22 protein-coding genes are annotated in these 22,018 nt (G+C 72.6%); 11 read left to right on the forward strand and 11 right to left on the reverse strand.

Annotated features, from left to right (window positions below; genetic code table 11):
- Nucleotides 1-22 precede the first annotated feature (22 nt).
- On the reverse strand, nucleotides 23-712 hold the full coding sequence (locus H5965_RS22180) for an SDR family oxidoreductase (protein ID WP_310971958.1): 690 nt from the start codon (nucleotides 710-712) through the stop codon (nucleotides 23-25).
- 143 nt (nucleotides 713-855) lie between these two features.
- Between H5965_RS22180 and H5965_RS22185 the strand changes: the two genes are divergently transcribed.
- Genes H5965_RS22185 through H5965_RS22195 form a run of 3 tightly spaced genes read left to right on the forward strand, consistent with a single transcriptional unit; the run spans nucleotide 856 to nucleotide 5,609 of the window.
- Nucleotides 856-3,873 carry a DEAD/DEAH box helicase gene (locus tag H5965_RS22185; protein WP_310971959.1) on the forward strand — a complete coding sequence of 1,006 codons (3,018 nt, stop codon included), beginning with the start codon at nucleotides 856-858 and terminating at the stop codon, nucleotides 3,871-3,873.
- Nucleotides 3,866-4,597 (forward strand): hypothetical protein, encoded by a 732-nt coding sequence (locus H5965_RS22190; protein ID WP_310971960.1) that lies wholly within the window; start codon nucleotides 3,866-3,868, stop codon nucleotides 4,595-4,597. Before H5965_RS22185 ends, H5965_RS22190 begins: the two co-directional genes overlap by 8 nt.
- A gap of 34 nt (nucleotides 4,598-4,631) precedes the next feature.
- Nucleotides 4,632-5,609: a VCBS repeat-containing protein gene (locus H5965_RS22195; protein ID WP_310971961.1), complete on the forward strand. Its 978-nt coding sequence runs from the start codon at nucleotides 4,632-4,634 to the stop codon at nucleotides 5,607-5,609.
- An 89-nt stretch (nucleotides 5,610-5,698) separates the two neighbouring features.
- Here the strand turns inward: H5965_RS22195 and H5965_RS22200 are convergent, their stop codons facing one another.
- From H5965_RS22200 to H5965_RS22210, 3 genes are all read right to left on the reverse strand, one after another.
- Entirely contained in the window at nucleotides 5,699-7,141 is a 1,443-nt protein-coding gene (locus H5965_RS22200; RefSeq protein ID WP_310971962.1) for a glucosaminidase domain-containing protein, read from the reverse strand.
- Nucleotides 7,142-7,158: 17 nt separating this feature from the next.
- Nucleotides 7,159-8,556 (reverse strand): CHAP domain-containing protein, encoded by a 1,398-nt coding sequence (locus tag H5965_RS22205; protein ID WP_310971963.1) that lies wholly within the window; start codon nucleotides 8,554-8,556, stop codon nucleotides 7,159-7,161.
- A 128-nt stretch (nucleotides 8,557-8,684) separates the two neighbouring features.
- The gene (locus H5965_RS22210) at nucleotides 8,685-8,978 is read right to left on the reverse strand and encodes a hypothetical protein (RefSeq protein ID WP_310971964.1); all 294 of its coding nucleotides are present in this window, start codon (nucleotides 8,976-8,978) and stop codon (nucleotides 8,685-8,687) included.
- Between the two features lie 216 nt (nucleotides 8,979-9,194).
- Here H5965_RS22210 and H5965_RS22215 point away from each other — a divergent pair, with 216 nt between their 5' ends.
- The 4 genes from H5965_RS22215 to H5965_RS22230 all read left to right on the forward strand — a co-directional run bounded on the left by H5965_RS22215 (nucleotide 9,195) and on the right by H5965_RS22230 (nucleotide 12,760).
- Nucleotides 9,195-10,328, forward strand: a complete 1,134-nt coding sequence (locus H5965_RS22215; RefSeq protein WP_310971965.1) for a histidine kinase — start codon at nucleotides 9,195-9,197, stop codon at nucleotides 10,326-10,328.
- Nucleotides 10,325-11,005: a response regulator transcription factor gene (locus H5965_RS22220; RefSeq protein WP_310971966.1), complete on the forward strand. Its 681-nt coding sequence runs from the start codon at nucleotides 10,325-10,327 to the stop codon at nucleotides 11,003-11,005. Before H5965_RS22215 ends, H5965_RS22220 begins: the two co-directional genes overlap by 4 nt.
- Nucleotides 11,006-11,120: 115 nt before the next feature.
- Nucleotides 11,121-11,789 carry a DUF2306 domain-containing protein gene (locus tag H5965_RS22225; RefSeq protein ID WP_310971967.1) on the forward strand — a complete coding sequence of 223 codons (669 nt, stop codon included), beginning with the start codon at nucleotides 11,121-11,123 and terminating at the stop codon, nucleotides 11,787-11,789.
- 23 nt (nucleotides 11,790-11,812) lie between these two features.
- Nucleotides 11,813-12,760: an RNA polymerase subunit sigma-70 gene (locus H5965_RS22230; RefSeq protein ID WP_310971968.1), complete on the forward strand. Its 948-nt coding sequence runs from the start codon at nucleotides 11,813-11,815 to the stop codon at nucleotides 12,758-12,760.
- Nucleotides 12,761-12,766: 6 nt separating this feature from the next.
- Here the strand turns inward: H5965_RS22230 and H5965_RS22235 are convergent, their stop codons facing one another.
- Nucleotides 12,767-13,333, reverse strand: coding sequence for a dihydrofolate reductase family protein (locus H5965_RS22235; RefSeq protein ID WP_310971969.1), 567 nt, complete (start codon nucleotides 13,331-13,333; stop codon nucleotides 12,767-12,769).
- A gap of 137 nt (nucleotides 13,334-13,470) precedes the next feature.
- On the opposite strand from H5965_RS22235, the gene H5965_RS22240 reads away from it, so the two are divergent.
- From H5965_RS22240 to H5965_RS22250, 3 genes are read left to right on the forward strand one after another with little or no spacing between them, the layout of a single operon-like run.
- A complete protein-coding gene (locus H5965_RS22240) occupies nucleotides 13,471-13,677 on the forward strand; it encodes a heavy-metal-associated domain-containing protein (protein ID WP_310972037.1) in 207 nt (68 codons plus the stop codon).
- A gap of 25 nt (nucleotides 13,678-13,702) precedes the next feature.
- Nucleotides 13,703-14,575 (forward strand): hypothetical protein, encoded by an 873-nt coding sequence (locus H5965_RS22245; protein ID WP_310971970.1) that lies wholly within the window; start codon nucleotides 13,703-13,705, stop codon nucleotides 14,573-14,575.
- On the forward strand, nucleotides 14,572-16,830 hold the full coding sequence (locus tag H5965_RS22250; protein ID WP_310971971.1) for a heavy metal translocating P-type ATPase: 2,259 nt from the start codon (nucleotides 14,572-14,574) through the stop codon (nucleotides 16,828-16,830). Before H5965_RS22245 ends, H5965_RS22250 begins: the two co-directional genes overlap by 4 nt.
- Before the next feature lie 6 nt (nucleotides 16,831-16,836).
- Here the strand turns inward: H5965_RS22250 and H5965_RS22255 are convergent, their stop codons facing one another.
- From H5965_RS22255 to H5965_RS22280, 6 genes are all read right to left on the reverse strand, one after another.
- The gene (locus tag H5965_RS22255) at nucleotides 16,837-17,766 is read right to left on the reverse strand and encodes a M56 family metallopeptidase (RefSeq protein ID WP_310971972.1); all 930 of its coding nucleotides are present in this window, start codon (nucleotides 17,764-17,766) and stop codon (nucleotides 16,837-16,839) included.
- Nucleotides 17,763-18,125, reverse strand: coding sequence for a BlaI/MecI/CopY family transcriptional regulator (locus H5965_RS22260; RefSeq protein ID WP_310971973.1), 363 nt, complete (start codon nucleotides 18,123-18,125; stop codon nucleotides 17,763-17,765). Before H5965_RS22260 ends, H5965_RS22255 begins: the two co-directional genes overlap by 4 nt.
- A gap of 89 nt (nucleotides 18,126-18,214) precedes the next feature.
- Nucleotides 18,215-18,748 (reverse strand): DUF305 domain-containing protein, encoded by a 534-nt coding sequence (locus H5965_RS22265; RefSeq protein WP_310971974.1) that lies wholly within the window; start codon nucleotides 18,746-18,748, stop codon nucleotides 18,215-18,217.
- Nucleotides 18,749-18,800: 52 nt separating this feature from the next.
- Nucleotides 18,801-19,187 carry a DUF6153 family protein gene (locus H5965_RS22270; protein WP_310971975.1) on the reverse strand — a complete coding sequence of 129 codons (387 nt, stop codon included), beginning with the start codon at nucleotides 19,185-19,187 and terminating at the stop codon, nucleotides 18,801-18,803.
- Nucleotides 19,188-19,231: 44 nt separating this feature from the next.
- Nucleotides 19,232-19,996: a PIG-L deacetylase family protein gene (locus H5965_RS22275; protein WP_310971976.1), complete on the reverse strand. Its 765-nt coding sequence runs from the start codon at nucleotides 19,994-19,996 to the stop codon at nucleotides 19,232-19,234.
- A 4-nt stretch (nucleotides 19,997-20,000) separates the two neighbouring features.
- Entirely contained in the window at nucleotides 20,001-20,450 is a 450-nt protein-coding gene (locus H5965_RS22280; protein WP_310971977.1) for a MarR family winged helix-turn-helix transcriptional regulator, read from the reverse strand.
- A 166-nt stretch (nucleotides 20,451-20,616) separates the two neighbouring features.
- On the opposite strand from H5965_RS22280, the gene H5965_RS22285 reads away from it, so the two are divergent.
- Nucleotides 20,617-21,924: a pyridoxal phosphate-dependent decarboxylase family protein gene (locus tag H5965_RS22285; RefSeq protein WP_396136925.1), complete on the forward strand. Its 1,308-nt coding sequence runs from the start codon at nucleotides 20,617-20,619 to the stop codon at nucleotides 21,922-21,924.
- The last annotated feature ends 94 nt before the right edge of the window (nucleotides 21,925-22,018 follow it).

Consider the following 22,018-nt stretch of genomic DNA (forward strand, 5'->3'; position numbering starts at 1 on the left):
CGTGCGTCGCCCCGCAAGCCGGTCAGGCCGGGCGGACGAGGATCTCGTTGACGTCCACAGTAGACGGTTGACCGACCGCATAGAGCACGGCCCGGGCGACGTCGGCGGGATCGAGCTTGGGGTCACGAGACCGTTCGGCCGGGATGCCGCCGGTGTCGACCAGGCCGGGCTGGATCAAGGTGACCCGGACGCCGGTGCCCACGCACTCGGCGCGGATGTTCTGGGCCAGGCCGGTGACGGCCCACTTGGTGGCCGAATACAGGTTGCCCGGGCGGATTCCGCGGCCGGCGGCCGAGCCGGTCAGGACGAGGTGGCCGCCGGATGCCACCAGGGCCGGGAGGGCGGCGCGGGCGGTCAGTGCGGGGCCGTACACGTTGGCCAGCACCATGTCCCGCCACTCCTCCGGCGGGGCGCCGCCCTCGCCGAGGAAGGAGGTGACGACGCTCGCGCCGGCGTTGGCGAAGACGACGTCCAGCCGGCCCCACGTGTCCCGGACCCGGGTGACGAGCGCGTCGAGCCGGGCCCAGTCCGTGACGTCGCAGGCGGCCGGCCACACCCGGTCGGCGTCGCCCAGCCGGGTGGCGAGGTCGGTCAGACGCGTCTGGTCTCGCGCCACGAGGACCAGGCGGTAGCCGGCTTCGGCCGCGAGCCGGGCGGTGGCGGCGCCGATGCCCCGGGAGGCGCCGGTGATGAGGAACACGGGATCGGTCACCGGCGCACCCTAGCCAACCCGTGCCTTCACCGCGGTGCGCGAGCACCTCCGCCTGATCGAAGACCGCACCGCGGCCGGCCCAGATCCGGGCGCGTGCGACGATCGGGGCGGAACCCGGACCCCGGACGAAGGAGCTCCAGACCTTGCCCTTGGTGCACGCGCTGTGGTCGCCGGGCCGGGGTCTGCTGCTCTGGGCGGAGCGCGACGGCGGCCCGGCCGGCACGTCGAGCCGTTCGGCGCGGATCGCGCTGCCGCACCCGTTCGCGGTCTCCGGCGCGCACCTGACCGCCCTGCACCCCGGCAAGCCCGCCTCGGCGACGGTCCTGCTGCCGTCGCGGGCGAACCGGCCGCTCGCCTCTTCCGAACCGGCCGCGGACGGCCGGCGGCGTGGCCCGGCGCCGTCACTGCGGCCGTGGTCGGTGCCCGCGCTGATCGTCGACGCGGCCGAGCTGGACGACCTCGACGACTCGGCCTCCTACGGCGCCTCGGTCACCCACCTGCGGGCGGTGGCCCACCTGGCCGCGGACCTGGTCCGGCGCGGGCGGGTGCTGCCGACGCTGGTCCGGCAGGGCGACGCGGCGGAGGCCCGCTGGCGCCCGGTGCTGCAGGGCGTGGATTTCGTCGCGTTCGACGCCCTGGTCGCGGCCATGCCGCCGGTCGGACGGGCCGAACAGATCGCGCCGCTGACCGGGGCCTCGCCGCGCGCGCTCGTCACCGATGCCCTGCACACCCTGGTCGACGCCGCGGTCCGGGACCGGCTGGCGCGCGCCGATCCGCCCGTCGACCTGGCCGGGGGCCGGGGCGTGACCGGGGTGTGGCTGTCCGCGCTGCAGGGCGGCGCTCCCCGCGTCGAACTGCCGCTGGACGAGCTGGGTGTCCTGGCCGACGCCGTCGCGAAGTGGGACGAGGTCGCCGACACCGACGTCGTCGACGGCCGGGCGTGCTTCCGGCTGGCCGAAGTCGGCACCCTCAGGCAGCCGGACGCGGACGACCCCGACGACCAGACCGGCGACGGCACCAAGTGGCAGCTGCAGTTCCTCCTGCGGGCCACCGCCGATCCGAGCCTGCTGCTGTCGGCGGGGCAGATCTGGTCGGGCGAGGCGCACGGGCTGGTCCGGGACCCGAAGGGACTGCTGGTCGCCGAGCTCGGCCGGGCCGCGCTGGTGGCCCCGATGCTGGCGCCGGCCTTGCGTCGGACCCGGCCGTCCGAGTACGACCTGAGCTTCGAAGAAGCCGAGCAGTTCCTGATCTCGGAGGCCAACCGGCTGGTCGAAGCCGGGTTCGAGGTGCAGCTCCCGGCCGCCTGGGACGGCCGGCGCCGGCTGGGGCTGCGCCTGTCCGTCCGCAGTACGCCCTCCGAGCAGGTCGTCGCCCGGGTGGGCCGCGACGAACTGGCCGCGTTCCGCTGGTCGGTCGCGGTGGGCGACGACGAGATCGGCGAGGAAGAGCTGGCCCGGCTCGTCGCGGCGAAGTCGTCGCTGGTGCGGCTGCGCGGCAGGTGGATCAGCGTCGACGCCGACCGTCTTCGCGCTGGTCTCGAATTCCTGCGCCGCGACCCGCACCGGAGCACCCCGCGCCCCACCGCGGCCGACCTGCTGGAGCTCGTCCACCCGGGGCGGGAGACACCGCTCCCGGTGACCGACGTCCGGGCCGGCGGCTGGGTCGGGGACGTCCTGTCCGGCCGGGTCCAGGAGGCGCTGCGACCGGTCGAGCTGCCGTCGTCGTTCCGCGCCACGCTGCGCCCCTACCAGCAGCGAGGGGTCGCCTGGCTGGCGTTCATGTCGGCGCTGGGGCTCGGTGCGTGCCTGGCCGACGACATGGGCCTCGGCAAGACCGTCCAGACGCTGGCGCTCGAGGCCGTCGAACGGGCGCGGGGCGATCGGCGGCCGACGCTGGTGCTGTGCCCGATGTCGCTGGTCGGCATGTGGCAGCGGGAGGCGGCGAACTTCGCCCCGGACCTGCGGGTCCACGCCCACCACGGCAGTGCCCGCGCGCACGGGGACGCGCTCGCCGCGCAGGTCGCCGCGGCCGACCTCGTCGTCACGACCTACGCCACCGCCACCCGTGACGCCGGTGAGCTCGCGAAGTTCGGCTGGCGGCGCCTGGTGCTCGATGAAGCGCACGCCATCAAGAACGCCGACACCGCAACGGCCAAGGCGGTGCGGCGGTTCCCCGCCGGGCACCGGCTCGCGCTGACCGGCACCCCGGTGGAGAACCGGCTGGCGGACCTCTGGTCGGTGCTGGACCTGCTCAACCCGGGGCTGCTCGGCAGCAGGTTCGAGTTCCGGCAACGGTTCGCGGCTCCGATCGAGCGCACCGGCGACACCGCCACGGCCGCCGCTCTGCGCCGGATCACGCAGCCGTACCTGCTGCGCCGGGTGAAGACGGACCCCGTGATCGTTCCCGAGCTCCCGGAGAAGATCGAGATCCGGCAGGAATACCGGCTCACCCGCGAACAGGGCACGCTCTACAGCGCGATCGTCGACGAGATGATGACGAAGATCCAGCACAGCCAAGGCATCAAGCGCCGCGGCAACATCCTCGCCGCGATCACGAAACTCAAGCAGGTCTGCAACCACCCCGCGCACCTGCTGCACGACGGCTCCCCGCTCGGGGACCGGTCCGGCAAGGTCAGCCGCCTCCAAGAGGTCCTGGCGGAGATCCTGGCGTCGGGTGACCGGGCGCTGTGCTTCACGCAGTACACCGAGTTCGGGCACCTGCTCGTGCCGCACCTGGCGGACCGGCTCGGCACCGAAGTCGGGTTCCTGCACGGCGGCCTGGCCAAGGGGGCGCGGGACGCGATCGTGGACCGCTTCCAGTCCGGCGACGGGCCGCGGGTCCTGGTGCTGTCGCTCAAAGCCGGCGGTTCCGGGCTCACGCTGACCGCCGCCGGCCAGGTCCTGCACCTGGACCGCTGGTGGAACCCGGCCGTGGAGAACCAGGCGACCGACCGGGCGTTCCGGATCGGGCAGCACCGCACCGTCCAGGTGCGGAAGTTCATCTGCCCCGGCACCATCGAGGACCGCATCGACACGCTGATCGACCAGAAGCGCGCGCTCGCAGGACTGGTGGTCGGCGAGGGGGACAGCCGGCTCACCGAACTGTCCACGGACGCGCTGCGCGGAGTGCTCGCGCTGGGGGAGGAGGCGATCGATGACTGAGCCGCTGCCGTGGTGGCCGGCCCGCTTCATCCGGGCGCTGACGGCGATCGGTGTCCTCCTGCCCGCGAAGGGCCGGGGCGACGTCGTTGCGCTGGAGGTCGGCGCCGGACGCGTCGACGCCGAGGTGCGGGACGGCCGGAGTCACCAGGTGCGGATCGGGCTGACGGCGTTCGGCAAGGCGGACTGGGCGGCGATCACCCATGCCCTGGCGGCCAAGGCGTCGACCACGGTCCAGCTGCTCGGCGGCGAGCTGCCCCGTGACGTCGAAGAGACGTTCAAGGCGGTCCGGCTGCCGTTGTTCCCGTCTTCGGCGCGGGAGGTGTCCCTGGACTGCACCTGCCCGGACCCCGAGGTGCCGTGCGGCCACCTGAACGCGGTGTTCGCCGCGCTCGTTTCTCGGGTCGGCGAGGACCCGTTCACCGTGCTGGCCCTGCGCGGCCGGAACAAGGAAATGGTGCTGGAGGAGCTGAAGAACCGGCTCATCTCGGCCGAGCCCCTCGACCCCGCCGACCGGTCCCCGGCGCTGGCCGAAGTCATGGACACGTTCTTCGCCGGCGGCCCGGCACCGGGCCTGGGCGGGGCGGCACCACTGCACGGACCGCGCACGCCGTCGGACGCGCTGCTGAACCAGGTGCCACCGTTCGCGATCACCACGGACGGCGAGGATGTCGTGGAGCTGCTTCGGCCGGTTTATCGGGCGCTCGCCGGAGAAGACGGAATTTAGCGTCGCTTGTTCTTCGTGCCGCATACTGACAGGCATGACAGGACCGCTGCGCGCCTTGACGCTCACCGTTCTCGCCCTGGCGGCCCTGCTCATCGCCGCCCCACCGTCCGACGCGGCGCCTCCGGCCAGCGGTGTGCTGTGGAGCAACAACAAGCAGCCCGCCACCGCCTCCACCGGCCAGGTCGGGATGTGGCGCACCAGTTCTTCCACTACGGTCCTCGGGCAGTCCATCTGGCCGTACAACTGCGCCACCTGGGGCACGTGCCCGCGCCGCGGGGACGTGTGGGGCCGGGCCGGAATCGTGGCGGTCAGCCGGGCGCACGTGCGGTTCGCCGGACCGCGGATCGTCAAGGAGCACGACCTGCTCTCCTGGGATCCCGGCAGCGGGCAGGTCCGGATCTGGACCGGTGCGGACACCAGCCGGATGGGGAGCACGCTGGTCGACCGGCCCTGCGCGGGATGCTCGGGGAAGTGGGGGCCGGTCGCGCTCGCGGACATGAACGACGACGGCTACGACGACATCCTCTGGTGGGAGAACTCCGATCGGGGCGCGCTCGCGTCGTGGCTGCTCGACGGGGCCGGGCACGTCATCGGCGAGCAGTGGATCAGCGGGTCGTCGTGCAACGCCGTCTGCGCCAGGGACTGGCAGGTCATCGGCGTCGGCGATATGGACAACGACGGCGACGCCGACATCGCCTGGGCGAACTCCAACCTTCTTCGCACCGGCTTCTGGCTGCTCGACGGGGCCGGCCAGGTCACCAGCGCCCCGGTTCCGTTCGGGTGGGGCATCTCCTGGGGCAGCGCCGAGCCGGTCGGGCTCGGGGACATGAACGGCGACGGCAACCTGGACATCGTGACGCTCGACTACTGGTCGGGGACGGTCACGGTGCACACGTCCGACGGCGCCCTCACCAAGACGGGATCCTACGACCTCGACTGGTCGTGCAACCCCGCGTGCCGGGACGCCGGCTGGAACCCGGTCGGCATCGTCGACTCCTACCAGGTGTTCTGAGGCGTCCCGGCACGAGCGAGAGCGGGTCCCGCTGCTCAGGAGGGCAGCGGGACCCGCTCGCACTGCTCAGTCCGTCACCGCGGAGCGGCTCAGGCGACGGAATCGGACTCGACGGTCCACCCGTAGAGGCCGATGCCGTTCTTGGCCAGCGCCCGGCCGGTGTTGTCCAGGATCATCTGGACCCCACCATTGGTCGCGATCTGCTTCGCCACGGCGTCGGTTTCCACCGTCCAGCCGTAAAGGCCGATGGTGTTCTTGGCCGAGACGACGCCGCTGCGGTCGAGGATCATTTGGGTTCCGTCGGATCCGGCCGCGATGTCGGTGACGACGGCGTCGGTTTCGAAGGTCCAGCCGTAGAGGCCGATGGTGTTCTTCGCCCACACCACCCCGGTGCGGTCCAGGATCATCTGCGTTCCGTCGGAGCCGACGGCGATCTTGCTGACGACGGCGTCGGTCTCCACCGTCCAGCCGTACAAGCCGATGGTGTTTTTCGCCAGCACCGTGCCGGTGTTGTCGACGATCATCTGGACGCCGCCGTTGGTGGCGATCTGCTTGACCACGGCGTCGGTTTCGACCGTCCAGCCGTAGAGACCGATCCCCTTCTTCGCTGAAACGACACCGGTGCGGTCGAGGATCATCTGGGTTCCGTCCGACCCGACGGCGATGTCGCTGACGACGGCGTCGGTTTCGACGGTCCAGCCATAAAGCCCGATGCCGTTCTTCGCCAGCACGGTCCCGTCCTTCATGAGGATCATCTGGACGCCGCCGTTGGTCGCGACCTTCTTGACGCCCGGGTCGGTTTCCACCGTCCAGCCATAGAGTCCGATGCCCTGCTTCGCCAGCACCGTCCCGTTGCCCTTGGTGCTCAACAGCATCTGCGTCCCGTCGGATCCGACGGAGATCCCGGGGCCGGTCGCCGGCACGTTGAACCGGTACAGGTCGTAGGTCCGCATCAGGCCGATGATCTTGTCGGCGTAGGCGGGATCGGTGGCGTACCCCGCCTTCGCGACCTCGCGGACGAACTGGTCGGGGTTGCCGGTGTAGTCGAACGCCGGCCGGTAGCGGGAGTTCGAACGCAGGAACAGGCCGTGGTCCCGGAACGAGTCCGTCATGGAGGCGTAGACGCGGAACGACGCGATCACGGTGTGGCAGTTCGGATCGCATTCCGTGGTGGACAGGTCCTGGCAGCCGGTCGCGATCGGGCCACGGCCGCCGCTGCCGCACTTGATGCCGAAGTAGTTGTTGCCCGGCGCGGCCTGGCCCCAGGCGGACTCCTGGATCGCCTGGGCGACGGTGACCGACGCCGGTACCCCGAACTCGGCTTGGCCCGGTTGCGCGGCCGGACCCGCGACGTCGATGAAGCCGGTGTCGGCGGCTTGCAGGTCGGTCGGGATGGCCCCGTCGCGCGCCGCGTCGGCGATGACGGGCGGGCTGCCGGGCGGGGCGGCGAGTGCGGGATCGGTGGCGGTGAGGGAAAGCGCGGCTGCGGCGGTCAGCAGCAGCGCGTTGCGGTACCAGGTTCTCATGGTCATCTCGGGTCTCCGCGCTCTCAGGCGATCGGGTCGGATTCGACGGTCCAGCCGTAGAGGCCGATGCCGTTCTTGGCCAGGACCGTGCCGGTGTTGTCGAGGATCATCTGGACGCCGCCGTTGGTGGCGATCTGCTTCACGACGGCGTCGGTCTCGAAGGTCCAGCCGTAAAGGCCGATGGTGTTCTTGGCCGAGACGACGCCGCTGCGGTCGAGGATCATCTGGGTTCCGTCGGATCCGGCCGCGATGTCGGTGACGACGGCGTCGGTTTCGAAGGTCCAGCCGTAGAGGCCGATGGTGTTCTTCGCCCACACCACTCCGGTGTGGTCGAGGATCATCTGGGTGCCGTCGGAGCCGACGGCGATCTTGCTGACGACCGCGTCGGTTTCGGTCGTCCAGCCGTACAGGCCGATGCTGTTCTTGGCCAGCACCGTGCCGGTGTTGTCGACGATCATTTGCACGCCGCCGTTGGTGGCGATCTGCTTCACCACGGCGTCGGTTTCCACGGTCCAGCCGTAGAGACCGATGCCCTTCTTCGCCGACACCACGCCGGAGCGGTCGAGGATCATCTGGGTCCCGTCGGATCCGACGGCGATGTCGCTGACGACGGCGTCGGTTTCGACGGTCCAGCCATAGAGCCCGATGCTGTCCTTGGCCAGCACGGTCCCGTCCTTCATCAGGATCATCTGGACGCCGCCGTTGGTCGCGACCTTCTTCACCCCGGGGTCGGTTTCCACCGTCCAGCCGTAGAGTCCGATGCCCTGCTTCGCCAACACCGTCCCGTTGCCCTTGGTGCTCAACACCATCTGCGTCCCGTCGGACCCCACCGAGATCCCGGGACCGGTCGCCGGCACGGGGGCGGTGAGGCCGACCGGGCTGACGAAGCCGCTGATGCGCTGGCCGGCGATGGTGGCGCCGACCTGGCCGTAGCCGGACGAGTAGGCGACCGTCGAGGTGGTCGGGCTGTCGCCGAAGTTGCCGTTGATCACCTGGATGTGGCGGTCCGCGTCGACGGCGGTGACCATGCCGACGTGGTCGGCGTAGTCGACGCCGTTGAAGTTGTAGACCACCGCGTCGCCGGGCTGCGGCACGTAACCGGCGTCGGCGTGCAGGGTGCCGTTGCGCCGGCCGTAGAGGTAGAACGAGCCCGCGCCCGCGGTCAGGCCGTCGATCTTGAGGCCTTCGTTGCGCCACACCCACTTGAGGAAGTCGGCGCACCAGGCTTCGGCGCTGCAGCTGGTCTCGTAGCCGCGGGTGCCGAGGCTGTTGGTGTCGCAGTAGTGCTTGCCGAGGTTGGCTCTGGCCAGGCCGACCACATCCTGGGCCGTCGCTGCCGACGCCGGCGTGGCCGCGACCGAGACCACCGCCGCGGCGGCCAGGACGGCGGTCAGAAACCGGGTGAACGCGGTGCGTGACATTCGGGGCTCCCCTTCGAGGCTGGCGGATCGTCTGGGCAGACCATGACGTCCCCGGCTGCGAAAAACCTCAAAGGCGGCCTTCAGGATCTTCGGAGCCCGCGCCGGCAAGGGCGCGGCCGGCCGCTCGCTCAGGACTCTTCGGCGAGCAGCTCCTCGATCCACCGGTGTGCCGTCGCGCAGGCCTCGGCTTCCGTGCTCCGGAGGTGCTCGACGACTTCACCGCCGGACCACAGCATGAGCGCGACCGTGCCGGGCCGGATGGGGGTCAGGCCGATGAGGCGGCGCTGCCCGTTGCCCTCGACGACCCGTTCGGCGGTGAGCCAGTGACCGGTCGTGCCGGTGCGGGTGACCGTCCAGGCCGGGTCGGCGGCGAGCTCGGCCACCGACCGGGGTACGAGTTCCACGGACTGTTCGTCGGGCACGTCCACCAACCTCGCCTGGTCGCCTCACCCGGTGATGCACCGGTGAATCCCAGGTTAACAACGCTTGACCCGGTTCTCCGGGATCCGCTGACCTCCCCGCGCCCGTTGCCGGGCTACCCGTGCCTGCGAGGCGGCGGGTGCGGGCGCGCTGAACGGCGACGCCGGGTCGTACTTTCGGGCGATCTGGGCCGCCCGGTCCTTTCGTACCATCAGCGGGTGACCGCTGTGCTCCGCTCGCTGTGGGACGAACCCCGGCCGCCCGATCCGCCGTCGCGGGTGTGGCGGGACTGGGCGCTGCTCGGGGTGCTCGGGACGGCGGTGGCCGCCGAGGGTCTGTTCCGGCCGGACATGCCGTGGCGGGTCGTCTCCGTGCTCGTCGTCGCCGCCTTGGCGCCGACGTTGCTGTGGCGGCGGACCAGGCCGTTCCCGATGTTCCTCACCTCCTTCGGCACGACGTCGGTGGTCATGCTGCTGACCGGCGGGGCCGCCCCGTCGGCGTACGCGACGGCCGGGCTGCTGCTCCTGGCGTACTCGCTGGCGCGGTGGGGTGCGGGCCGGGAGATCGTGCTCGGCCTGGGGTTCGTGCTGGCCGAGACCGGTCTGTCGGTTGCACTCGGGCAGGAGAGCGCCGCGGACGCGGCGGGCGGGATGGTCGTGCTGTTCGCGGCCGTCACGCTGGCCGCGGCGTTGCGCTACCGCGCCCGGGCGCGGCTGCGGGAGCTGGACCAGGCCAAGCTGCTCGAGCGGGAACGGCTGGCCCGCGATCTGCACGACACGGTCGCCCACCACGTCTCGGCGATGGCCATCCGCGCCCAGGCCGGCCTCGCGATGATGCCGACGCGGCCGGCCGCCGCGGCCGAAGCGCTGGAGCTGATCGAAGCCGAAGCGGCGCGGGCGCTCGACGAGATGCGCGCCATGGTCCGCGTCCTGCGCCGCGACGAGCCGGCCGACCTCGCCCCGAACCCGCGGATCGCCGATCTGGAGCGGCTCGCGAGCCGGGCCCGGCCGTCGGTCGACGTGACGGTCTCCGGTGACGTCGGCGACCTGCCGCCGTCGATCGGGAGCGCGATCTACCGCCTCGCCCAGGAATCGGTCACGAACGCCCGGCGCCACGCCCGGCACGTGACCCGGATCGAGGTCCGGGTCACCGCCGACGACGAAGCGGTCCGGCTGCGCGTGAGCGACGACGGGGAGCCCGGCCTCGTGCGCCCGGCGCCCTCGCCCGGCTACGGGCTGGCCGGGATGATCGAGCGGGCCGGCCTGCTCGGCGGGACCTGCGAAGCGGGCCCGGACCCGGGGCGGGGGTGGACCGTCACCGCCGTCCTGCCCCGCGGCGGGGCGGTGGCATGAGCATCCGCGTGCTCGTCGCCGACGACCAGGAGATCGTCCGCACCGGCCTGACGATGCTGCTCGACTCCCAGCCGGACATCGAGGTCGTCGGCGAGGCCGCCGACGGCGAGGCGGCCGTCGAGCTGGCCCGGCGGCTGCGTCCGGACGTGTGCCTGTTCGACATCCGCATGCCCGGCACCGACGGCATCGAGGCCACCCGCCGCCTGGCCGGGCCGGGCGTCGAGGACCCGCTCGCCGTCGTCGTCATCACCACGTTCGACCTCGACGAGTACGTCTACGCGGCGCTGCGGGCGGGCGCGCGCGGGTTCCTGCTCAAGAACGCCGGCACGCAGCTGCTCGCCCAGGCCGTCCACGCCGCCGCGAGCGGCGACGCCCTGATCGCGCCCAGCGTCACCGCGCGGCTGCTCGACGCCTTCGCGGGCACCGGATCCGAGGCGCCGAGCCAGCCCGTCGAACCCCTCACCGACCGCGAAGAACAGGTCCTGCTCAGCGTGGCGCGCGGGCGGACCAACCGCGAGATCACCGAGGAGCTCTACATCACGCTCAGCACGGTCAAGACCCACATCGCGAGCCTGATGGCGAAGCTCGGGGCCCGCAACCGCGTCGAGATCGCCATCTGGGCCTACGAAACCCGCCGCGTCCCCAAGGCGGCACCCGCGCCGCGCCGAAAGTACTAGAACGGGGCCGTACTTCGGGCCGGTCGAGATCCGGCCCGTGGACCGATGAGCCGCGGCCCGCCGGCGGTCATGCTGGGCGAACACGTCCGTGCCCGACCTCCGAGAGGGGTTTCCCTTGCTGCCCACCAAGAGACCGGAGTGGCTCGTCCCGGCGGGACTGCTCCTGCTCAGTGCCGTCCCGGTGGCCGCCGGTTCCGCGCGCGTGGCCGAGCTGGCCGGCGGCGCGCGGGTCACCGCGGACAACGCACGGTTCTTCGCCATGCCGCTGCCCGTCGTGCTGCACATCTTCGGCGCGAGCGCCTTCTGCGTCCTGGGAGCGTTCCAGTTCGTGCCGGCCCTGCGCCGGCGCCGGCCCACCTGGCACCGGCTCGCCGGGCGGCTGCTGGTTCCGTGCGGGCTGGTCGCGGCCCTGTCCGGTCTGTGGCTGACGCTGTTCTCCGACCTCCCGCCGGGCGACGGCGACCTCCTCGCGGTGTTCCGGTTGTTCTTCGGCACGGCGATGGCGGTGGCGATCGTGCTGGCCACGGTCGCCGTCCGCCGCCGGGACGTCCGCCGGCACCGGGTGTGGATGACCCGCGGATACGCGATCGGGCTGGGCGCCGGGACGCAGGTGCTGACGCACCTCCCGTGGGCCCTGCTGGTGGGCGTGCCCGGCGAGGGCACCCGGGCGATGCTGATGGCGGCGGGCTGGGTGCTCAACCTCGGCGTGGCCGAGTGGGCCCTGCGCCGGCGGCCCCACCGATCAGAAATCCGGCGCCCGATCGTCAGTTCGGGTAGTCCCTGATCCCGGTGGAAGGATGCACGACCATGACCGACGACGCCGCGCAGTTCGCGCTCCTCACCGAGCGGCACCGGCGTGAGCTGCAGGTGCACTGCTACCGGATGCTCGCGAACTACGAGGACGCCCGGGACCTGACCCAGGAGACGTTCCTGCGGGCGTGGGACAAGCGGGAGTCGTTCAAGGGGCACGCCGCGTGGCGGACCTGGCTGTACCGGATCGCGACGAACGCCTGCCTCGACTTCCTGGACAAGCGCAACGGCCGCACCCCCGTGCCGGCCGAGCTGCCGGGCGCGGCCTGGGAGGTGCTGCAGCCGTACCCCGATCGGATGCTTCCCGAGGACCCGCAGGAGTCGGCGGTGGCGCGGGAGACGATCGAGCTGGCGTTCATCGTCGCCGTCCAGCACCTGCCGCCGCGGCAGCGGGCGGTGTTCATCCTGCGGGACGTCCTGGGCTGGCCGGCGGCCACGGTCGCCGACGTCCTCGAGCTGACCGTCGCCTCGGTGACCAGCGCCCTGCAGCGGGCGCGGGTGACGGTGCGCGGGCAGCTGCCCGGCCGCCGCCTCGACTGGCGCGGCCGGGCCACCCACGAGCTGTCGGACGACGAGCGCGGTGTGGTGCAGTCCTACCTCGACGCCCACGAGCGCAACGACCTCGACGCGCTGACGGCCCTGCTGCGCGACGACCTGCGCTTCGCGATGCTGCCCGGGCAGACCACCGTGAGCACGACGGCCCGGGACGCGGTGGACGGCTGGGTCTCCGGCGGGCTCTTCCGGCGCGGCCACGACGACTGGCGCGGGGTGGTCACGACGGTCAACCGCATGCCGGCCGCCGTGCTGTACCTGCGTGCCCCCGGCGACCCGGAGCACCGGCTGTTCGCCGTCGCGCTCCTGCACGTCGTCGACGGAAAGATCGCCGAGCTCACCGGGTTCGAGGCCGCCGGCAAACCCTGGCTGGGCCTGCCGCCGACGCTGTGACCGTGCTCATCGCCGCGTCTCGTACCGGGTCAGCACCACGCCGCCGGGGAAGGTCCGCGTCTCGACCAGGGTCAGGTTCACCCAGCTGTCCAGCGCGGTGAAGAAGGGCGTGCCGCCACCCACCAGGACCGGGTGGGTGGCCACGGCGTACTCGTCGATCAGCCCGGCCCGCATGGCCGCCGCGGCGAGGGTGGCGCCACCGATGCTCATCGGGCCGCCGTCCTCGGCCTTGAGCCGGGTGATCTCGGCGACGGCGTCGCCGGTGACCAGGCGGGTGTTCCAGTCGACCTTGTCGATCGTCGAGGAGAACACCACCTTCGGCATGTCCCGCCAGTTCCGCGCGAAGGCGACCTCCGCCGGATTGGCGCCGGGCTGCTGGTCGCCGGTCGGCCAGTAGGAGCTCATCGTCTGCCACAGCTTGCGCCCGTAGAGCGTCAGCTCGCTGGCCCGCTCCTGGTCGAGCCACCACCGGAACAGCTCGTCGCTCGGCGGCCCGCTCCACCCGATGTCATCACCGGGCGCGGCGATGTAGCCGTCCAGCGTCAGGTTCATGCCGAAGATCAGTTTCCGCATCGTGCGTCCTCCTGGGTGTCGATCTCGCAGGTATGGACGGCGGCGGCCCGGAAAACTCATCGGTGCGACGAGGCCGGGACCGCCTTGATACGGGTACCCCCTAGGGGTACTGTGGCGGCATGAGCGAAGGGAACCCCATGAGCACCAGCCGCTACACCGTGACCGGCATGACCTGCTCGCACTGCGTGGCCTCGGTCAGCGAAGAGGTCGGCGCCCTCGACGGCGTCACCGAGGTCGCGGTCGACCTGCCGTCCGGGGCCGTCACCGTCACCAGCGACCGGCCGGTCGACGACGCGCAGGTTTGCGCGGCCGTCGAGAAGGCCGGGTACGCGCTCGCCGGGTAGTCCGGCGCCACGGAGGGAAGCAGACATGAACACCGCAGCACGGCTGGCCGGGTTCGGCGGGGCGCTCGTCCTGCTGGCGGCCGGGGGATTCGCCGTGGGCAACACCGCGGGCCCGGTTTCGGCCGCGACCACCGAACACCGTGACCCGGGCGGCGAACACGCGGGCATGGCCGCTCCGGCCGGCGAACTGCCGGGCGGGCTGGCGTCGAGCCAGGACGGCTACACCTTCACCGCCGGCCCGGCGCCGGAGCCCGGAAGGTTCTCGTTCACCATCACCGGGCCGGACGGGAAGCCCGTCACCGCGTTCGACGTCGAACACGAGAAGAGGCTGCACCTGATCGTGGTCCGCCGGGACACCTCCGGCTTCCGGCACGTCCACCCGGAGCTGGCGCCGGACGGCACGTGGAGCGTCCCGCTGACCTTGCCCGCCGCCGGTTCCTACCGCGCGTTCGCCGACTTCGCGCCGACCGGAGGCAAGGCGATGACCCTCGGCGTGGACCTGTCGGTCGCCGGCGCCTACCAGCCGGCGACTTACGAGCCCAGCCGCACGGCCCAGGTCGACGGGTACACCGTCGAGCTCGCCGGCGAGCTGACGGCCGGGAAGACGTCGCCGCTGACGCTGACCGTCCGCCGCGGCGGCGTGCCGGTCACCGATCTGCAGCCTTACCTCGCCGCGTACGGGCACCTGGTCGCGCTGCGCGAAGGCGATCTCGCCTACCTGCACGTCCACCCGGACGGTGCCCCCGGCGACGGCAGGACGGCCGCGGGCCCGCAGGTGAAGTTCGCCGCCGAGGTCCCGAGCGCGGGGACCTACCGGCTGTTCCTGGACTTCAAGCACGGCGACGTCGTGCGCACCGCCGAGTTCACCGTCACCACCCGCGAAGGGGGACGATCATGACCAGCACCACGGCCGGGTCCGGCCCGGTGACCGAGATCGAACTCGCGATCGCCGGCATGACCTGCGCCTCGTGCGCCAACCGCATCGAGCGCAAGCTCAACAAGCTCGACGGCGTCACCGCGGCGGTCAACTACGCCACCGAGAAAGCCCGCGTGCGCGCTCCGGCGGGCCTCGACCCGGGCACGCTGGTGGCCACGGTCGAGGCGGCGGGTTACCGCGCCACGCTGCCGCGGCCGGAACCGGCCGTCGAGTCCGAAGTGGACGAAGACGATCCGGCGCGCCCGCTGCGGCAGCGGCTGATCACCAGTGCCGTGCTGGCGGTGCCGGTGATCCTGCTGGCCATGGTGCCGGCGCTGCAGTTCACGTACTGGCAGTGGATTTCGCTGACGCTGGCCGCGCCGGTGGTCACCTGGGGCGCGTGGCCGTTCCACCGGGCGGCGTGGACGAACCTGCGCCACGGCGCGGCGACCATGGACACGCTGGTGTCGATGGGCGTGCTCGCGGCGTCCGCGTGGTCGCTGTGGGCGCTGCTGCTCGGCACGGCCGGAACGCCGGGGATGGTGCACCCGTTCGAGCTGACGATCGCCCCCTCGGACGGGGCGGGCGACATCTATCTCGAGGTCGCTGCCGGCGTCACGACGTTCATCCTGGCCGGCCGGTACTTCGAGGCGCGGTCCAAGCGCCGCGCGGGTGCCGCGCTGCGGGCACTGCTGGAGCTGGGCGCCAAGGAGGTCGCGGTCCTGCGGGGCGGCGGCGAGGTCCGGATCCCGGCGGCCGAGCTGGCGGTGGGGGACCGGTTCGTCGTGCGGCCGGGCGAGAAGATCGCCACCGACGGCGTGGTCGAGGAGGGCAAGTCCGCGGTCGACGCGTCGATGCTCACCGGTGAATCGGTGCCGGTCGAGGTCGGCGAGGGGGACGCCGTCACCGGGGCGACGGTGAACGCCGGCGGGCGGCTGGTCGTGCGCGCCACCCGCGTCGGCGCGGACACGCAGCTGGCGCGGATGGCCCAGCTGGTCGAGGACGCCCAGAGCGGCAAGGCCGAGGTCCAGCGGCTGGCCGACCGGGTGTCCGGGGTGTTCGTGCCGATCGTGATCGGCTTGGCCGCCGCCACGCTGGGGTTCTGGCTCGGCACCGGCGCCGGCACGGCGGCGGCGTTCCCGGCCGCGGTGGCGGTGCTGATCATCGCCTGCCCGTGTGCGCTCGGCCTGGCCACGCCGACGGCCCTGCTCGTCGGCACCGGCCGCGGGGCCCAGCTCGGCGTGCTGATCAAGGGGCCGGAGGTCCTCGAATCGACCCGCCGGGTCGACACGGTGGTGCTGGACAAGACCGGCACGGTGACCGCGGGCCGGATGACCCTGGCCGGCGTCCACGTCGCCGACGGCGTCGACGAAGCGCAGCTGTTGCGGCTGGCCGGGGCGCTGGAGGACGCGTCGGAGCACCCGATCGCCACCGCCATCGCCCGGGGAGCGCGGGAGCGCGTCGACCTCCCGGCGGTCGAGGACTTCACGAACGTGGCCGGGCTCGGGGTGCGGGGGATCGTCGAGGGGCACGCGGTACTGGTGGGCCGGACGGCGTTGCTGGAGGACTGGAGCCAACCGCTGCCGGACGACCTCGCGGCCGCGAAGGCCGCGGCGGAGGAGCGGGGCCACACCGCGGTGGCGGTGGCCTGGGACGGCGCGGCCCGTGGCGTCCTACTGGTCGCCGACACCGTCAAGCCGACGTCGGCCGAGGCCGTCGCCCAGCTGCGCGAGCTGGGGCTGACCCCGGTGCTGCTGACCGGCGACAACGCGGCCGTCGCCCGCGCGGTGGCGGCGGAGGTGGGCATCGACGAGGTGATCGCCGAGGTGCTGCCGGCCGGCAAGCTGGCCGTCGTCAAGCGCCTGCAGAACGAAGGCCGGGTCGTGGCCATGGTCGGCGACGGCGTGAACGACGCGCCGGCGCTGGCGCAGGCCGACCTCGGGCTGGCCATGGGCACGGGGACGGACGTCGCGATCGAGGCGAGCGACCTCACCCTGGTCCGCGGCGACCTGCGCGCGGCCGCCGACGCGATCCGGCTGTCCCGCCGCACGTTGCGCACGATCAAGGGCAACCTGTTCTGGGCGTTCGCGTACAACCTGGCGGCCCTGCCCCTGGCGGCGGCGGGATTGCTGAACCCGATGATCGCGGGCGCGGCGATGGCCTTCAGCTCGGTGTTCGTGGTCGGCAACAGCTTGCGGTTGCGTGGCTTCGCGTCGACGTCGGTGGTCCGTGCCTGAAGCCGGTCAGCGGCAGACCACGAAGCCGGTGATCAGCACCAAAGCCACCGCGATCGCGGGCGAAGCGAGGAAGGCGACAACCCCACCAACGACGGTGATCGACCGCCGGGTCGCCGACATGCCGTTGTCGAGCCGGCTCAGTCGGAGGGCGGTGTCGCCGCCCGCCATGGCGAGGGCTCGGCGGGGTTCGGCCACCGCGTGGATCGACACCAGCGCCGACCTGAGCGGCTCGCGGCCGCAGTGTGTGGCCGCCGCCTGGTCGGCGGCCAGTTCCACCAGCAGGCGCGTTGCCGCGGGCAGCTCGCGCAGCAGGGGCACGAACCCGAGCGTCCGGCCGAGGACCTCCGCGGCGCCGGTGAGCAGGTGGTGGTGCCCGTGGACGTGGGCGCGTTCGTGGGCCAGCACGGCGCCCAGCTCGCGCCTCGTCAGCCGCGCCGCGAGGCCGTCGCTGGCGACCACCAGGGAGCGGCGGCCGCCGAGGCTGTAGGCGATCGGCCGGTCGTCCGGCAGCCACAGGGTCGGGACCGGCCGGGTGTCGCGGGCGCCGGCGAGGCGCAACGCGGTCAGGTGACGGCGGTGCAGGCTCGTCCGCCGTCGCCGCCGGGCGAGCCAGGTCGTCGCCAGCCGCCCGGCCGCGACCGCCACGACGGCACCCGCGATCGTGCCGGCGACCGGGTCGAGCGCGGGCACCTCGTCGTGGTCGAGCACCGTCCAGCAGTCGTGCAGCACCCGCAGGACCGCGTCGGCCGGGCCGTGTCCCGGCAGGACGAGCAGCAGCACCCCGGCGATCGCGCCGCCGAGCACCCCGGCGGCGGTGAGCAGCCACCAGGCGAGCGCCGTCCGCGGGTCGATCCGCGCGGTGAGCCGGCCCAGCGGCCACGGAGACCACCAGCCGACCGCGACGGTGCCGAGCAGCAGAGCGGCGGCGACGATCACCGCTTCTTCGGCTTCCGGCGCAGGGCCCGGCGGAGGACGTCCGACTCCTCTTCGGTGACCGTGCTGACGAAGTGCAGCAGCACGGATTCGCGGTCGTCGACGGAGTCGAGCACCTCCCGCAGGCTCTGCGCGGTCGCTTCCGCGCGGGTGGTGACGGCGCGGTAGCGGTACGCCCGGTTCTCCAGGTCGCGCACGACCCAGCCCTTCCGGTGCAGGTTGTCCAGCACGGTCATCACCGTGGTGTACGCCAGCTTGCGGTCGCGGTTCAGCTCGTCGAGCACCTGGCGGACCCGCAACGGTTCCGCCGCGTCCCAGAGCACGTCCATCACCGACGCTTCGAGCTCGCCCAGACCCAGCACGGCACCTCCGGTGGGCAGGATACTTCCCGCCCGGCGGCCCACCGGAGAAAGCTGGTCGCCGGGGCGGCGGCCGCCCCGGCGACCCGTGCTCAGCTCTGCGTGAGCAGGCCCTGCATCTCGGCGATCTCCGCCTGCTGCGCGTCGATGATCTTCTGCGCGAGCGCCTTGGCGCCGGCGTCGGCGCCCTGGGCCAGTTCGGTCCTGGCCATCTCGATCGCGCCCTGGTGGTGCTGGATCATCATGCCGAGCCACATCTTGTCGAACTCGGCACCCGTGGCGGTTTCGAGCTGCTTCAGGTCGGCGCCCGACATCGACCCGCCCATGCCGGGCATCGATTCGTGGGCCGGGGCGGCGCCCCAGGTGGTCAGCCAGCCCTGCAGCAGCCGGATTTCCGGATCCTGGGCCTGTTCGATCCGGCTCGCGAGGCCGAGCACCTTCGGGTTCGCGCTGCGCGCCGGGACGAGCTTCGCCATGTCGAGCGCCTGGATGTGGTGCGGGACCATCTGCTGGGCGAAGGTGACGTCGTCGGCGTTGTGGCCGGCGGGGGCGTCGGCGCCGCCGCAGCCGCCGAGCAGGAGGGCGGCGGCCAGCACGATGCCGCCGATGAGGGAGTTTTTGCGCATGACGGATCCTTCTCTGTGCGGTGAGGGTGATCGGACGGGAAAACCGGTCGGATCACGTGCGCGAAATGCACAGGGAAATCAGGACGCTGCGGCCGGGTGGCCGTCCCCGGCTCGGCGAGCCACGGGCATCGGGCGTCCGCGAGAACGTCGTGGTGCACCGGGAAACAGCCAGGAAGAGGACGACGGCAAGCAGGAGCGCGCCGGCCGCGCACAGCACGGCCAGGCAGAGGTGGAGGACGTCGTGCAGGCCCGGATCGTGCTCGCCGGGGTTGCTGTCCGGGGCAGCGGTGAGGACCTGCGGGGCCGGGGCGGCCATGGCGTGCATCGTCGTGGCCCCGGCCGCGCTCGCCATGCCGACGTGGTGCATCGCCACGACGCCCACGGCCAGCGCGCACAGCAGGAGGACCTGCTGCAGCTTGCCGGGCCGGGCCGCCGTCACGACCCCATCCTACTACGTGCCGTAGTAGTAGACGGCCGGGTGGGTCAGTCCTCTGTGGATTCGGTGGGGAGCTCCGGTGGGGCCTGCAGGTCGTGGGCCCGGAACAGGACGGCGTGCTCGACACCCATCGCCTTCCCGCTCATCGCGGCGAACTGCGGGATGAAGTCGGCGGGCGCCGGGTGGTCGGGGAGCGCGGCCAGGTACGCCGCGTGCGCCTCCAGCGACGCCACGCCCCGGCGCAGCGGCTCGCCCGTGACGTCGACGCCGTGCGTCGGGTTCGTCATGCCCGGGGTGAGGTACCAGCGGGCGGAGTGCGGTTCGAGGCCCTCGTCGTCGATCTGCTCCGGGAAGACCCAGCGGTTGCCCGCGTCGCGGATCGCGTCCAGGGTCGCGAGGCCGGCCGCGCGGTGGTCGGCCTGGTCGAAGCCCCACGGCGTCTCGACCTCGAAGCCGGTGCCGTAGACGACGTCGGGCCGGAAGCGGCGGATTTCGCGGCAGATGTCCCGGCGCAGGTCGAGGCCGTACACGAGCACGCCGTCCGGGTGCTCCAGGATCGTCAGGTGCTCGACCCCGACCACGGTGCAGGCGGCCTGCTGCTCGGCGGCGCGCAGGCGGGCCGTCTCCTCGGGCGGGTTGGGCATGCCGGCCTCGCCGCGGGTGAGCAGGAGGTAACCGACCTCGATGCCGCGTGCGGTCCAGCGGGCGACCGCCGCGGACGTGCCGTACTCCATGTCGTCGGGGTGGGCGACGACGCAGAGCACGCGCCGGAAGGACTCTTCGGGCAAGGCTGGCAGCGTCATGCCCGACATCCTGTCAGCCCTCGGACGGATCGTCGGGATTTCGGGCGAAGCGGCGCTCGAGGTGAGCGAGCGTCCGGTTGCATCGGGTGATCGCTTCCGGGTCGATGTCGGCGAGCAGGTCGGCCAGCAGCTCCGACCAGGCGCCGCGGAGGACCTCGAGGTTGGTCCGGGCCAGCTCGGTGGGGTGCACGGTGACGGTCCGGCCGAGGCCGGCGCGGGTCAGCAGACCCTTGGCTTCGAGTCCGCGCAGGGCGGTGCTGACGTTCGTGCGCTGCAGCCCGGTGCGCTCCGCGATCCGGCTCGGCGTGCAGCCGGGGTCCAGGTCCACGATCCGCATGACCTGGCGCTCGGTGGCGGTGAGCCGCACGACCTCCGGCCCGGCCGGGGTGCGCAGGCGGATCAGGCGTGCGACGTTGAGCACGAGATCGGCCAGGTCGGCGTAGGGATCCTGGGGGAGAGGCACCCCTTTACGCTACCCGATAGTTATGTAAACATAATTATGTATCCATACTATCCGGGGAGTGTCGACGCCGATGAGCCGAAACGATGGGGTCCTGCGCGCGGGGCCGGCCGGGTTCGCCGAACTCGCCGCGGTGCTCGGCGACGCCGTCCGCGACGTCGGGGTCTGGATGGCGGAGTACGGCGGCTACGACCCGCACCACTCCCAGGACGTGCCGCTCGGGCCGTTCCGGGAGGCGACCGCGGAACTGCACCGGCGCCTGCGCGACAACTACCCGTTCTTCCACCCCCGCTACGCCGGGCAGATGCTCAAGCCGCCCCACCCGGCGGCCGTCGCCGGCTACCTGAGCGCGATGCTGATCAACCCGAACAACCACGCCCTCGACGGCGGCCCCGCCACGGCGGCCATGGAGAATGAGGTCGTCGCGGACCTGGCGGCGATGTTCGGCCTGCCGCAGCACCTGGGGCACCTGACCAGCAGCGGGACGATCGCGAACCTCGAAGCCCTGTTCGTCGCCCGCGAGACGCACCCGGGCAAGGCCATCGCGCACAGCGCCGACGCCCACTACACCCACGGCCGGATGAGCCACCTGCTCGGCATCGAGGCCGTTCCGGTGGCCACCACCGCGACCGGGGCCCTCGATCCGGACGCGCTCGAAGACCTGCTCCGCACCGGGCGCATCGGCACGGTGGTCGCGACCACCGGGACGACGGGCCTCGGCGCCGTCGACCCGGTCGGCGAGATCATCGCCCTCGCCCGCCGGTACGGCGCCCGGGTGCACGTGGACGCGGCCTACGGCGGCTTCTTCCGGCTCATCGCCGACGACTCGGCGGACGGCGTGCGATCGGCCCCGTTCCGCGCCATCGCCGACGCCGATTCGGTCGTCATCGACCCGCACAAGCACGGGCTGCAGCCCTACGGCTGCGGCGCGGTGCTGTTCCGCGACCCGTCGGTGGCCCGCCACTACCTCCACGACTCGCCGTACACCTACTTCACGTCCGACGACCTGCACCTCGGGGAGATCTCCCTCGAATGCTCCCGGGCGGGCGCCGCGGCCGCGGCGCTGTGGCTGACGTTGCGGGTCCTGCCGCTGACCCCGGACGGGCTGGGTGCGGTGCTCCGGCCCGGGCGCCGGGCCGCGCTCGCGTGGGCGGAGCTGCTCGCCGGCGGTGCCGAGCTGGCGTTGTACCAGCCGCCGGAGCTGGACATCGTGAGCTACTTTCCGGTCCGGGAAACGCTTTCCGAGATCGACCGGGTCAGCGCGCAGGTGCTCGAGGCCGGGATGGCGCGACCTCCGGAGGAGGCGGTGTTCGTGGCGACCTACACGGTCACCGGTGCGGACCTCGCGCGGCGGGGGCATGCGGTGCGGGCGGACGTTCCGCGGGGCCGGATCCTGCGCAGCGTCCTGATGAAGCCGGAGAACGAGGCGCAGGTCCCCGGGCTGCACCGCGAGATCGTCCAGCTGAGTTCGCCCTAGCGCCGGTTGCTCCTTCCCGACGTTCCTCGTCCACTGGTCGGCCGCCGTCGTTCCGCGGGCAGGGCCGCGTGACCACGGCGGAGGCCACGGCTTT

It is taken from the genome of Amycolatopsis sp. 505 (genome assembly GCF_031625235.1).
GTDB lineage: Bacteria > Actinomycetota > Actinomycetes > Mycobacteriales > Pseudonocardiaceae > Amycolatopsis.

Bases quoted from the DNA above. Each gene is read 5' to 3' on its own strand.
- H5965_RS22235 (WP_310971969.1), bottom strand. From the start codon at position 13,333: ATGCGGAAACTGATCTTCGGCATGAACCTGACGCTGGACGGCTACATC.
- H5965_RS22220 (WP_310971966.1), top strand. From the start codon at position 10,325: ATGAGCATCCGCGTGCTCGTCGCCGACGACCAGGAGATCGTCCGCACC.
- H5965_RS22275 (WP_310971976.1), bottom strand. From the start codon at position 19,996: ATGTCGGGCATGACGCTGCCAGCCTTGCCCGAAGAGTCCTTCCGGCGC.
- H5965_RS22245 (WP_310971970.1), top strand. From the start codon at position 13,703: ATGAACACCGCAGCACGGCTGGCCGGGTTCGGCGGGGCGCTCGTCCTG.
- H5965_RS22250 (WP_310971971.1), top strand. From the start codon at position 14,572: ATGACCAGCACCACGGCCGGGTCCGGCCCGGTGACCGAGATCGAACTC.
- H5965_RS22205 (WP_310971963.1), bottom strand. From the start codon at position 8,556: ATGTCACGCACCGCGTTCACCCGGTTTCTGACCGCCGTCCTGGCCGCC.
- H5965_RS22190 (WP_310971960.1), top strand. From the start codon at position 3,866: ATGACTGAGCCGCTGCCGTGGTGGCCGGCCCGCTTCATCCGGGCGCTG.
- H5965_RS22200 (WP_310971962.1), bottom strand. From the start codon at position 7,141: ATGACCATGAGAACCTGGTACCGCAACGCGCTGCTGCTGACCGCCGCA.
- H5965_RS22285 (WP_396136925.1), top strand. From the start codon at position 20,617: ATGGCGGAGTACGGCGGCTACGACCCGCACCACTCCCAGGACGTGCCG.
- H5965_RS22265 (WP_310971974.1), bottom strand. From the start codon at position 18,748: ATGCGCAAAAACTCCCTCATCGGCGGCATCGTGCTGGCCGCCGCCCTC.
- H5965_RS22195 (WP_310971961.1), top strand. From the start codon at position 4,632: ATGACAGGACCGCTGCGCGCCTTGACGCTCACCGTTCTCGCCCTGGCG.
- H5965_RS22230 (WP_310971968.1), top strand. From the start codon at position 11,813: ATGACCGACGACGCCGCGCAGTTCGCGCTCCTCACCGAGCGGCACCGG.
- H5965_RS22240 (WP_310972037.1), top strand. From the start codon at position 13,471: ATGAGCACCAGCCGCTACACCGTGACCGGCATGACCTGCTCGCACTGC.